The organism is Colwellia sp. PAMC 21821 (assembly GCF_002077175.1).
Classification (GTDB): Bacteria; Pseudomonadota; Gammaproteobacteria; order Enterobacterales; family Alteromonadaceae; genus Cognaticolwellia.
In genome coordinates, this window is record NZ_CP014943.1 from 932249 (window position 1) to 943754 (window position 11506).

General features: G+C 34.2%; 13 protein-coding genes. All 13 read right to left on the minus strand.

All coding sequences use genetic code 11. From position 1 onward, the window contains the following. Positions 1-987 carry a type I-F CRISPR-associated endonuclease Cas1f gene (gene cas1f / locus A3Q33_RS03895; protein ID WP_081178799.1) on the minus strand — a complete coding sequence of 329 codons (987 nt, stop codon included), beginning with the start codon at positions 985-987 and terminating at the stop codon, positions 1-3. A 411-nt stretch (positions 988-1398) separates the two neighbouring features. Next, positions 1399-2127 carry a hypothetical protein gene (locus A3Q33_RS03900; protein WP_081178800.1) on the minus strand — a complete coding sequence of 243 codons (729 nt, stop codon included), beginning with the start codon at positions 2125-2127 and terminating at the stop codon, positions 1399-1401. A 3-nt stretch (positions 2128-2130) separates the two neighbouring features. Next, positions 2131-3111, minus strand: a complete 981-nt coding sequence (locus tag A3Q33_RS03905; protein WP_081178801.1) for a replication initiation factor domain-containing protein — start codon at positions 3109-3111, stop codon at positions 2131-2133. A 104-nt stretch (positions 3112-3215) separates the two neighbouring features. Further along, complete coding sequence (locus A3Q33_RS03910; protein WP_081178802.1) at positions 3216-3395, minus strand: AlpA family transcriptional regulator; 180 nt, start codon at positions 3393-3395, stop codon at positions 3216-3218. An 897-nt stretch (positions 3396-4292) separates the two neighbouring features. Continuing rightward, entirely contained in the window at positions 4293-4622 is a 330-nt protein-coding gene (locus tag A3Q33_RS03920) for a hypothetical protein (protein WP_081178804.1), read from the minus strand. 245 nt (positions 4623-4867) lie between these two features. Next, positions 4868-5497 carry a hypothetical protein gene (locus A3Q33_RS03925; RefSeq protein ID WP_081178805.1) on the minus strand — a complete coding sequence of 210 codons (630 nt, stop codon included), beginning with the start codon at positions 5495-5497 and terminating at the stop codon, positions 4868-4870. Between the two features lie 82 nt (positions 5498-5579). Then, complete coding sequence (locus tag A3Q33_RS03930) at positions 5580-6053, minus strand: hypothetical protein (protein WP_081178806.1); 474 nt, start codon at positions 6051-6053, stop codon at positions 5580-5582. A 667-nt stretch (positions 6054-6720) separates the two neighbouring features. Further along, positions 6721-7230 (minus strand): hypothetical protein, encoded by a 510-nt coding sequence (locus A3Q33_RS03935; RefSeq protein WP_155866692.1) that lies wholly within the window; start codon positions 7228-7230, stop codon positions 6721-6723. A 33-nt stretch (positions 7231-7263) separates the two neighbouring features. Beyond that, positions 7264-7758, minus strand: a complete 495-nt coding sequence (locus A3Q33_RS03940) for a hypothetical protein (RefSeq protein ID WP_081178808.1) — start codon at positions 7756-7758, stop codon at positions 7264-7266. 307 nt (positions 7759-8065) lie between these two features. Further along, positions 8066-8689: a tyrosine-type recombinase/integrase gene (locus tag A3Q33_RS03945; RefSeq protein WP_081178809.1), complete on the minus strand. Its 624-nt coding sequence runs from the start codon at positions 8687-8689 to the stop codon at positions 8066-8068. 227 nt (positions 8690-8916) lie between these two features. Then, positions 8917-9246: a hypothetical protein gene (locus A3Q33_RS03950; protein WP_081178810.1), complete on the minus strand. Its 330-nt coding sequence runs from the start codon at positions 9244-9246 to the stop codon at positions 8917-8919. A gap of 66 nt (positions 9247-9312) precedes the next feature. Beyond that, positions 9313-10239 carry an abortive infection family protein gene (locus A3Q33_RS03955; RefSeq protein WP_081178811.1) on the minus strand — a complete coding sequence of 309 codons (927 nt, stop codon included), beginning with the start codon at positions 10237-10239 and terminating at the stop codon, positions 9313-9315. A gap of 1085 nt (positions 10240-11324) precedes the next feature. Next, a complete protein-coding gene (locus A3Q33_RS20565) occupies positions 11325-11471 on the minus strand; it encodes a hypothetical protein (RefSeq protein ID WP_155866693.1) in 147 nt (48 codons plus the stop codon). Positions 11472-11506 lie beyond the last annotated feature (35 nt).

Sequence of the window (11506 nt, forward strand, 5' to 3'; positions counted from 1 at the left end):
CTAATCATCACGTGGGGCGTTCTCATCTTCGTTAATAAATTCAGCGAGAGCTATTTCTTTAACTTTGTTAAAAATGAAATCGAGAGATTTGTGGTCTGTAAATGCTTGTAATATTTGTTGTCTGAACTCTTGCTCTGTGGCGTTTTCTTTCGCGCAAATAAATGCCCACGGTAACACTAAGGTGTCTTTTATTAAGTCTGCAACGTCAAATACTAATGCCCCTCGCCTGGTTTTTCCATGCATGACTGCAAAACCGTGAGGAATACCTAACACCCATAAGGTGCAAGCGGCTAATCCATAAGCTAAATAATTACCGTGATTTAAAAAGTCATTAGCAAGGTCTGTGGACTGGTGCTGGCGTGTAAAGTTAGCTGTTTTTGTCGCATTAGCGGCAAATTTATAAAGCGTTTTAGTGAGTTGTGCTTCGGTTAACAATAATTCACTTTGTTTAGTCGCTTTTTCAGTGCGTTGCTCAAAGGTTTTAAGCGCACTTTCTATACCTGATATATTAAAGCCGTTTTGCTTTAGGTCTTTATCTCTTTGCCATATACGCATTAAGTATTCAATACGTGCAGCTTGGATCATTTTTGCAGCAGCTAGGCGTTTTTTATCATCGAACCAAAAGCTCACCCAACCTTGCAGATATTCTGTTGGTCTATACTCGCTTTGCGGTGTCATCCATTCGATAGCATGTTCAACATTGTTTGCCATATAGAGTGGAGTACCTCCACCACCACTAAAACCTACTAACACGCCAGCTTGACTTAACATACGCATAGCAGCTTGAGTAATTGAAGTACCATTACCCAATAATAAAACAGTGGTATTGGCGATAGGGATATTGAAGTATTGGTTTTCTTTATTCGCTTCTGTGAGATACAAAACGCGACCATCTTTTTGCATGACCCGACAATATTCTAAGTAATAAATATTGGCACGTTTTGAGTGGAGAATACTTTTGAGATCTGAGGGGCTAAAATCATCCATGACACGCAAGCGCTTTTTAAATCCTTGTTTGCATACACATTGAAGCGATTCTAAATAATTGTCAATACTTTCATATAACTAATCAATAACTGAAGCTTTAATTAAATCACTTCAGTTGATTTACAGCCAATATGTAGTGCTTCCTCGTTTTACAGAGTATTCGCATGTCAATAAGCTTGATATTAAGATAAGTATTGGAATTTGGAACATCTGAAATAAATACAGTAAAAGCTGCTATTGCTAGCAATATAATAATTACTGTATATACCAATACCTCAAACTATTAGTGTTTCTGGTTTATATATAACTCATTAATTTAGCTAGCATTGAAAATGAGCCCTACAGAAATAGCACTGCAGAGCCCATAAATATTAGTATGCGCGTAAGTATTAAACAATTGTGAATCTATAGCTAATTTAGAATGTATTGCTCTAGCTTGAGTGCTTTTACAATAGATTTATAGCTGCGATCATTTTTATGGCTTCGATTGATTTCATAAATAACCTTAGAGTCAGTATGATTTATAACTCCCTCACATTCAGAGTGTAAACTTAAAATAGGGGAACGATTTTTTAGTTTTTTTCTGACATCATATTCAAGTGATGCACACCTTTCGAGCCATGAAGTGAAATGCCGCCCTTCATCAGCTTGCTTATCCATAATTGCCTCCTTAAGACAGCTAAATTCTTCACTTTTTGTTATTGTATTCTCTAAAAAACAAATTAAATCTATATCACCATAGGTATCTTGAATATCTAAATAACTGCCAAACAAAACTACTTTTTTAACTCTGTACAATAAAGTTTTATCATTATTAATAAGATTAACTCTCTGTAAAAACTCTCGAAAACTTTTATCTACTGTAGATTTTTTATACCTTCCTCGCGCGCTTGCTAAAGCTAGCCTAGACCCCTCCTTGGTGACTAACCATTGTTTATATTTGGGAGGACTATTAGGGCTTAATTCAATAAAGCCCTCATCGCTCAGAGCTTCAATAATACTAAGAGCTTTTTTGTAAGATATATCCAACGTTCTAACTATCAGAGACAGATTAATAATTTCATTTTTAATCTTTCGTAATAACGCTCTAGCATCTATAGCGGGCAATGTAGCTATAATTTGATTAGGACTGATATTCATTTGTTAAGCTCCACTATTTGCATAGGTTAACAATTCATCGAATTGCTCTTTCAAAATATCGCGGTTTAATTTATCAGGTATTGTAAAAGTACTTAATTGCCCATCACGACAAATTGTATCTAACGTTTTAGTATCATCATCAATAACCGATCTAATAAGATCGATTGTTCTTCCTCTCACTTTTTTCAAAGTAAGGGTTTTCTGTAGTAAAGTTGTGGAAACCTCCTTAGCAACGATCTTTTCAACATTAAGAGGCTCACAGTTTTTCAGCATTTTACGATGTGCCTTAGGAAATGATGATACAAATATACCATCAGGGTTTATCAAGGCTTCAAGCGGAATTAAAACCTTTCCTTGGTTTTTTAAAACAACTTCATGCCTGGTCCAATTCTTATATTCGGGGTCATTTTTAGCTAACTTAAGTTCCTTACCTTTTTCATAAATTCGGACAAACTTATAAGACAACTTTGAACCTAAATACTTTGTTCTTCCTGAGCTAGAACAATGTGTTTCTGAAGTTAGTTTAGGGCCACTTTTAGAGTTATATTTACTACTAGAGTAGTCTTGCTGTGCTCTCCTTAAGTTATATTTTCCACTTTTATCATCTAGACAAATATCTAGCCTCCTAATGATTCCACAGTATGCTTTTGAAAATTCATAGATAGCTGAGAACCCCTCATCCTCCAGCTGAATATAGGAGCATAAAGAACCATTAAGCTCTAGCTTTACCAAACTATCGTGATAATTTATTTTAATTGATCCAACTGACTTATTATTTTTAGCCATATAATCACAATAAAGAATATTTCCAGCGGTAAATTTATGTGTTAACTGTGGTTTATTAATTCCTACTCTTATTTTAAAGCGTCTCATTAAATACTTAATTTTTAATATAATATGATTCATTTCTAGATTATTTTTTGTTTGAAAACTAATTGCGCAATGATCGATTAATGTCTTATTTTTGGTACACACTGTACTCATTTAAATTGTCCTAAAATGGTGCTGATTCTCTTTATCTCTCTAGCTTTAACAAAGATAAACATCTAACTGAATAGCCGCTTTATTATCAAGGCGGCTATTTAAATTTATAACGATGACTGAATTCGTTCAGCCATCCACTCGTCGATTAATTGGCTAGACCATGCAACAGCTCGTGGTCCAAGCTTTATATTTTTTGGGAATCGATTCTCTGCCATCATTGCGTAAATAGAGCTCTTTCCTAACCCTGTTTTTGCCATAACTGCTGGTAGTTTTATAAAGTACATTTGTGATTCCTTTGGGCGTAAAAACCCCGTCGTTACTGATTTCAGTAATTAAAGTTTGCTATAAAAATATGGAGCTAAATAAAACCTTAAGGCTTTATTTTTTAGGTATTACCTTTAATGGTTAAACCTAAAAAAGTATTTTTTTTGAAAGTGGCCGGACAGGAGATGCATAATCGGTAACGAAGTTTTTATGAGGTGCCGTAATTTGCAGAACATGCTTACTAAAGGTTTTATGGGGGGAGTGTCAAAAATTACTGGTGAAAAACTAAATTTTTGAATTTTATTTACATTCATATACTTTGATATATTACAAATATGCAATCGTGTTACTTGGTTTCCAGCTAAATCGCATTCTTGATCATCTATTAAGGTCATGCTTATACCATTTATCTTGATCACTATGAGTTGAAATATTTTTTCAACTCGATTAGAAGCAAAACAACTTTCAAATATACTTTTATTCATAATTCAATCTACTTAAGGTTATATTTAGTATGCTAAGAGCCAGTAACAACTAGAAACGGTTACTCAAAGCCAACACTGTCCAGAGCCAAGAATGACGCATTAAAACCTGCATGTCATTCAACACCTCTTTTTTAATCCAGCTAGTTCCAATAGGATCTAGCAAGATCCAGCGCGACTAATTTGCCACAACTTTTAGCTAAAATCATTCAGCACCTCTTTTTAATAAAAGAATAAAATACAACATATAAAGCTAATACAATCGATGTGATCAAGTCTGCGAATACATCAATTGATCACATAACCTGATCACAATTACTGATCACAATTACTGATCACAATTACTGATTTAACTTATTGAAAAATTTATAATAAATATTCTTTGATTGTTTGGTTAGATATTTGGTAAATGAATTTTAATATGAATTAGATAAGTTACAGGTATGGGGTAACCGTTTTAAGAGAGGCAGCTAAAGTTTTATAGTATTGTAAACTGCTTGTCATAGATATTTTCTCGTTAATGAAAATAGCGCCATGATATCTCTGTTTGAGTTGGTAGTAGGTAGGCCCTAATGTTATATCCAAAATAACATCTTGAGATTTAACATGTTCTAATTGCTCTAAACAAAGAGCTCTATATTCAAAGCGTGTTAATTTTTTATCTAAAGGTATACCGTACAAAACTTTGGCACGCCCTCCATGCTTTATAGCATTAAAATTACCTTTAGGCGCGCCAGCACCATTTCTTTTACCACCTCTTGGCATATAACCTCCGTCCATATAAAGAAAACAAAAAGGTTATCAAAGGTGCGCAATTATAAAAATGTTACTTTTTTATAATTTTCAAGTTGTAGCAAGGTAGCTAAGTATTTTTTGATGAGCTTTATAAGCTATAAGAGGTCAAAAACGTGTTGTTCTATACTTATCAAGTATTAGCTTCAGTCTAATTTTAAACTGAAATAACGAAACCTGAAAATATACTATATTCGTTATCTGTTATTAAAAATAACCTAGTTATCAATTATATATTGTTTTACTTTTTTCTCTCTATACTTTACATAGCCCCATATTAAAGAATCTAGAATTTTTTCATCTGAAAAGTTATGAGGCGAAAATCTATTCTTAAATTTATTCATGGCGCTTTTAATCTCTTTACAAGCAATCGCTTTCTTTTGTTCTTGAATAAGGTAATAGATTAAGCCATTTGCATTCTTTCGTTTTTTTTCAAAATTATTATCACTACTAATTGGGATGAAATAAAAATCTCGTACTTTAGAATCATATATAGGGAAAGTACCGTTGATCATGTGCATGAGTTTCGATATAAACGAAAATTGAAATGATGAGTATTTACCTGCTTTATCTGTTGTAACTCCATTAAAGTGAGTACAGACTTCATCCAGTGTTACTGACTTTTTGTTCTTATTATTTTCCAAAAATTCGAAATACTTTGTATTAAAATCAGAATCAGGCGATATATATCTCATCACCCAAAAAGTACGATATTTGGTTTGATAATTAATATCTTTTGCAACGTTTATTGAGCTTAGTTCGTTCAAAAGGAACTCGTAGTCTTTGACATGCTCATGACCAATTTCGTCAAGCAGATTGTCAATATTTTTGTTAATACATTGATACACTATAATAAACCTTTAACGATGACGAAAATTATGACGGCGTTCACACTTATTGAGTGTCCCTTGAAAACATGTATACCTGAGTTTAAAACTTGACCTCTATAGGCGGTATTTGTTCCATATCATAAACCACTATACCTGCAGCTTTATACCTATCCCAACCATCTAATTCAGGGTTAGACTTTTCAGCGATTGATAATAGGTTATGTTCATTCACAGTGACAACACACCCCACTACATCTTTTAAGTATTTTTCAATATTTATTGGATCATTTAAGATACGAAGTGATAGTTTTTTTCTTGGAAATACATGTTCATGTTGAACGGACTCGTCACTATCACTCAAAACACCTGCTGTTCGATACTTTGTTGTATATTTACCGTGAGCTTCAGATATTAACCATTGAACTTCAGTTAGTATTTTCTTTTTGTGCTGCTCCATTATATCAATACCAATTACAGCTTTTGCGATTTCGATAGCACTTAACACTTTGTCGTTTGCTTTAGGTGAGCTAATAAAAGCCTGTTTTACTTTTTTTATTTGATTCTTTGTTGGCATAATTTACCTAAACGTAATCAGTTACTATATAAATAATCCAAGAGTATAACGTAATGATAATTTAATAGTTTTGGATAGCTTAGTAAATATTAACACAAGTATATGAGGGGCTCGTTCTGCAAACTCAATGCAAATAAAGTAAGAAGATAAACTAAGACAAAAACGGTCGGCTTTTACTCTTTCGTTAGCCAACTTTTTTGACTTTTAATAATTAGGTCGATAGATATCAGGAGAAAATTTGGCAAGTTTAATTAAAATATTGGGTAATTACATCGGTTATGCCACCCAATTGCATTAGAACTTCCGGTTATTATCATTCACTACTGCCACTAAATAGTATTAACTTTGACCATCTAATATCATTTAGGTTAACCATTAATTTTAATAAATAAATCATTCTAATTTTAGGAAAGCAGTCTTTAAGACTAATTTTATAATGGCAACTGTTCCGACAATATATTCAATTGCTGTTGGTTGTGGCTTAAGGCAGCAGCTAGCCAATAGCGGTCATTAGGTTTTTGTGAATCCATGAACATATTTAGGACAATTTTAGCCAAGACTTTACACTCGACTGTTAGTCGGGCTTAAGTTCATAGTCGTCTGTGGCTTTTCAGCTCAGAACGCTAAAATTTACTAGTTGTCCACCTCAGGGCGTGTTGTTAGCAAGTTACTTCTCAGGTAAGTATTTTTTTAAGCAATAATCACGAAATGGTAAAGCATACTCTTCCGTTTTTTCTGATAACTCTGCGAAAAAAGGCTCTAGTTTCAACACTTCTTTTGTATTCCAAATCATATTTATAGCTTCAACTTCCTTTGGCGTAAGGGAACTACTAACAATAATGCCTCCAATATAATCTAAATAAACTTTACCCTCTTTTGATTGCAAAGAACGAGTTAAATTTTGGAGTTCCGAAATCGAATAGTATTTTTTAAATGTAGGAATTGATTTTTCATAAAACCTATCTAGATCGTTTAGAACACATTTATTCATTGCTGCTCTAAATTCAATCTCATTTTCAGTAGATTTATCGAAACTTAGTGAGCTAAGTTCCTTAGTTATATCAACAACAGGTTTGAAGGCAGCAATAAAGCTTTTTAACTCTGTTAAGTAGGTTTCTTCTGCTACAGCGCTTTGATTAAAGAATAAACATATAATAATTGAAAATATCCGTATCAAGGTAAACTCCATAGTATGCAATGCTTGCTAACGCTAAGCTAAAGGGCCGCTTTGTGGCGAAGCCACGATTTTGGCGGTCCCGTTTGAGCGCCTTGTTAGCCATATGCCTAGTACGTAGTACGAAAAAATTAATAACGGAACTAAAGCTGATACAAAATTATGGAAAATAAGCTTTTCCTCGCTCCATTTTTTTTCAGAGGAATATTTACTTATAAGGGCGCTATTTGATCTCCTGTCGCTCTTAAACTCCTTCCAGCTGCTTTCGCTCTGAAAGTCTGATTGCTTTATTTTATTGATGGTGGCTACCACTTCTTGCCGCAGCTCAAAGTTTTTCTTTAAACCAGTGTAATTAGTATAAGAGAAAACAGCGAACAAAACTGAAAGAAGAACAATCCCCCTAATATCCAAAGACTTTACTGACCCAACAAAAGCAACAATGGCTAATGATACCGTCAAGAAATTTGCCCAAATGCCTAATCCAGAATCTCTCAACGAATTAAGTAACGTTAAATAATCCGATATTTCCATGATTCCCTCGTATAACGCTTAATAGGAGGCAACTTGCCTCTTTTACAGAAAAAAAGTTTCCACCTTATTTATTTTATATATTAATAACAAATCTTTGCAGCCAACACCACTTATTACCTACAGATAAAAACAAAAATTTCGCTTATAGTCGAAATGAGGCAACATGCCTCATTTCTTGACTTGGGTGGAAACAAGTTACAACTGCATTTAAATACTCAGTTATTAAACTAAATTACGAATAGGAAGATGCAGCATCAATGTCCGCTTTAGGCTCAAAAGCGTCCATGCTTTTTTTTAAATACATTGCTTATATATCGGTATGCTCTGATAATTCGAGCGCATCATCAACTTCAACACCAAGGTATTTCACTGTACTTTCTAGCTTGGTATGACCCAATAAAATTTGCACTGCGCGTAGGTTCTTCGTTCGTTTATAAATGAGTGATGCCTTAGTTCTTCTCATGGAATGTGTTCCATATGCAGTAGGATCTAGACCAATACTTGTGATCCAACGTTTTACTATTCTAGAGTATTGTCTTGTAGATAAATGTTCACTGGTTTTTACCCTACTTGGGAAAAGGTAATCACTTGTTTTTAAGTAATTGAATTTGATCCATGACGTAATGGCAACTCTAGTTTTTGGGGTGATTTCAAACTGTACTGGCTTGCCTGTTTTTTGTTGAACAAGTATTGCTCTAGATTGAACTGTTGCCCCATGAGCTATATCTCTAACTTTCAATTTAACAAAGTCGCACGCTCTGAGCTTACAATCTAGAGCTAGATTAAACATAGTCAACTCTCTAAGGTTGTTACTTATGTCCAACCTTGTTCGAATTGACCATATTTCTTCAAGCTTAAGAGGTAGTTTCTGCCCTATGAGCTTACCTTTGTTCCAAGTGGGTTTAGGAGTGTAAGGGATGATTTGATACATAATAGTAATCCTTTTATAAAGGGACTATAAGTATGGTTGGTAATGGTCACTTTCTCCGACATAGCGGACATTAGGTGTTTGTGATGTTATGAACATATTAGGGGTTAATTTTAACTACAAATAACTATATGCTTCAGTGACTGATGTAAGGTCATAGGGCCAGTTTTTTTCATCTCAGAATGCTAATTTCACTTTTTGTCCACCTCAGGGCGTGTTGTTATACGTATTTAATACCTAGAGACAACACTTATGCGCTGCAATAAGTCATAGCCTTTATCATTTATACAGTTTCGCAGTAAATTCTCTACCTTAGAAACTGTTAAATATTCATTATCATTCATAATTTCGTTGTTGCAGGAATCTAAAATCTCCTTAGATTGTTCGGAGTTAAGAGCATTAGAATAGTCAGTTTCACCTTTAGGAACCCAAGCTACTTCCAATATATCGTCACCGACTCTGAATAAATTGGAATATCCAACATCCAAAGCTGTTCTTGAAGAAACACAACCAGTCAGCATAATTAAAAATATTGCGGCTATCGCCAATTTTCGATTCATACCAACGCCCAAATAACAGGCTAAAAATAGTGGGCTAAAATGGAGCGAAGCGAACAGCTCGCTGTTTTAGTCCTTGTTGATTTGCTTGTTAAGTTTTTGTCTCAACCTTCTTAATAAATAGGTACTTGCAGTAGCAGATGCATCATTGATTAACCTTGCATAATGTTCCTGAGGAACATAATCGCCAGGTGAAAAACCATGTGCAGTCCCAAAGTGAGTTCGCATTGTGCCAATTGCTTGAAAAACACCTTTAAGCCCACCAAACAATTTCTTGAGATCTCTATTCGCTTCTGAATTATCAGACAAATCTAATGCATTTACCGCAGAAACTATTAAGTTGGTCATGTCATTTTTATTAGGTAGTGGTACATCCATTTCTTTTAAAACTAAACGACAAACTGACTCTAAGTAGCTAGAAGATCTAGTTATTGAATCTGAGGGGTCTGATTGAATAGAAGATCTTGCTTTGAGCCAAACTCGCAGTAGTTCGTCAGAGTCTGTCTCTTTAAGCGCGTTAGTGGTTTCTTTTGAGATTTCTTCAGATTGTGAATCAAGGGCTTTATTCAGTGAGTCAATTGAACCTATAGTGTTACTTTCAATTGAAACTAAACATTTATCAATACTAGATAATAGGTGATTTATTTGTTTTTCAGAAGAAAGCTTTTCAAGCCATTCAATTGGGCAAGATTTTATACTTTTCGTTTGAAGAGTTTGACGCTCTTCAGGCACACCAGTTATGTTGTCATGATAATCATCCTCTGTTGACCTATATACAACTTTCAAAGCACCTTCACCAAAAGATAAATGTCCATAAATCCAATCATCAGGACCAACCATCTCAAGATTTTCTGTTTTAGAGTAAGCCCATGCATCAATTCCTGATAATGCTTTAGATAGAACATTATCTAGTTCTTCTAATTTTGACACAAAAGTAGTTCTTTGACTTTTAATATTGTCACTACGATTTTTAATCTGTTCAATCAGCGAGGACACTGAACTCTCCTAAAACTTAACGAGACTGTAGAATTTCTCTTTTAGAAAAAACAGCCTTAAAATTTATTAAAAATTAAACCTCAAATTGCGTTACTGCGTGAAATCTGAGGCAATATCTCACTAAAAAATGACTTTTATAGGCTGTATGAACCTAAATATCATCCACGACTTTCTACTTTGGAGAAATTCTACAGCCTCAACGCCCCATTAAGAGGCAAAAAACAGCTTGCTATAATGCCTGAGGAACGAAGGACAGCAAGCTGTTTTTTGTCCTTGTTTAATTTCTTGTTGGGCAGTATTAGGGTGGTGGGGCAATTAAGCCCCACCTATTAGCATTTAGTCCCAAAGAAGCAGGAAAATTCTTAATAATCTAATAACAACTTCTGATGCGTCGATTACTAGCTTTAATACTTCTCGAACTTCTTTCTTTTTTGATCGTAACATAGCAACACTCCATTTTATTTTAGGATAGACGTTAATGGGTGTTTATCTTTTCTAGAGCTAATCATAGATTATCAACACCGTCCTTCCCGTAGGGAGTGACATTCGACTTTAGACCATTACAAATTGTTGAGTTTTACTATTAACGATGAAACTAAATGTTAAATCTCTCCATCAGTTTATGAATTACTGCCTAACAATTTAATAGGAGGCAACTTGCCTCTTTTACAGAAAAAAAGTTTCCACCTTATTTATTTTATATATTAATAACAGTTCTTTGCAGCCAACACCACTACTTACCTACAGATAAAAACAAAAATTTCGTTTATAGACGAAATGAAGCAACATGCCTCATTTCCTGACTTGGGTGGAAACAAGTTATAACTGCATTTAAATACTCAGTTATTAAACTAAATTACGAATAGGAAGATGTAGCATCAATGTCCGCTTTAGGCTCTTTTAAGCCTTTAGCATATGACTAACTAAAGGCAAGAGTTCAGACATTAGTTATTTGTTGTGGTTTACGGCAGCAGCTAGCCAAATAGGACATTAGCTTTTGTAAACGCAGGAACATACTTCTAGCAATATTAGCCAAGATTTTCTGCTCGTCTGTTTGTCGGGTGTAAGCTCATTGATTTGATTTTTTACGTACCTGACCCCGCAGTTACAAAACCTGTTAATTTTTTATCTAAAGGTATACTGTACAAAACTTTGGCACGCCTTCCATGCTTTATAGCATTAAAATTGCCTTTAGGCGCGCCAGCACCATTTCTTTTACCTCCTCTTGGCATATAACCTCCATCCATATAAAGAAAACAAAAAAAGA

What these genes read in the sequence shown, in the direction of transcription:
- cas1f (WP_081178799.1), bottom strand. Translation starts at nt 987, where the DNA reads ATGGATGATTTTAGCCCCTCAGATCTCAAAAGTATTCTCCACTCAAAA.
- A3Q33_RS03900 (WP_081178800.1), bottom strand. Translation starts at nt 2,127, where the DNA reads ATGAATATCAGTCCTAATCAAATTATAGCTACATTGCCCGCTATAGAT.
- A3Q33_RS03905 (WP_081178801.1), bottom strand. Translation starts at nt 3,111, where the DNA reads ATGAGTACAGTGTGTACCAAAAATAAGACATTAATCGATCATTGCGCA.
- A3Q33_RS03910 (WP_081178802.1), bottom strand. Translation starts at nt 3,395, where the DNA reads ATGTACTTTATAAAACTACCAGCAGTTATGGCAAAAACAGGGTTAGGA.
- A3Q33_RS03920 (WP_081178804.1), bottom strand. Translation starts at nt 4,622, where the DNA reads ATGCCAAGAGGTGGTAAAAGAAATGGTGCTGGCGCGCCTAAAGGTAAT.
- A3Q33_RS03930 (WP_081178806.1), bottom strand. Translation starts at nt 6,053, where the DNA reads ATGCCAACAAAGAATCAAATAAAAAAAGTAAAACAGGCTTTTATTAGC.
- A3Q33_RS03940 (WP_081178808.1), bottom strand. Translation starts at nt 7,758, where the DNA reads ATGGAAATATCGGATTATTTAACGTTACTTAATTCGTTGAGAGATTCT.
- A3Q33_RS03945 (WP_081178809.1), bottom strand. Translation starts at nt 8,689, where the DNA reads ATGTATCAAATCATCCCTTACACTCCTAAACCCACTTGGAACAAAGGT.
- A3Q33_RS03950 (WP_081178810.1), bottom strand. Translation starts at nt 9,246, where the DNA reads ATGAATCGAAAATTGGCGATAGCCGCAATATTTTTAATTATGCTGACT.
- A3Q33_RS20565 (WP_155866693.1), bottom strand. Translation starts at nt 11,471, where the DNA reads ATGCCAAGAGGAGGTAAAAGAAATGGTGCTGGCGCGCCTAAAGGCAAT.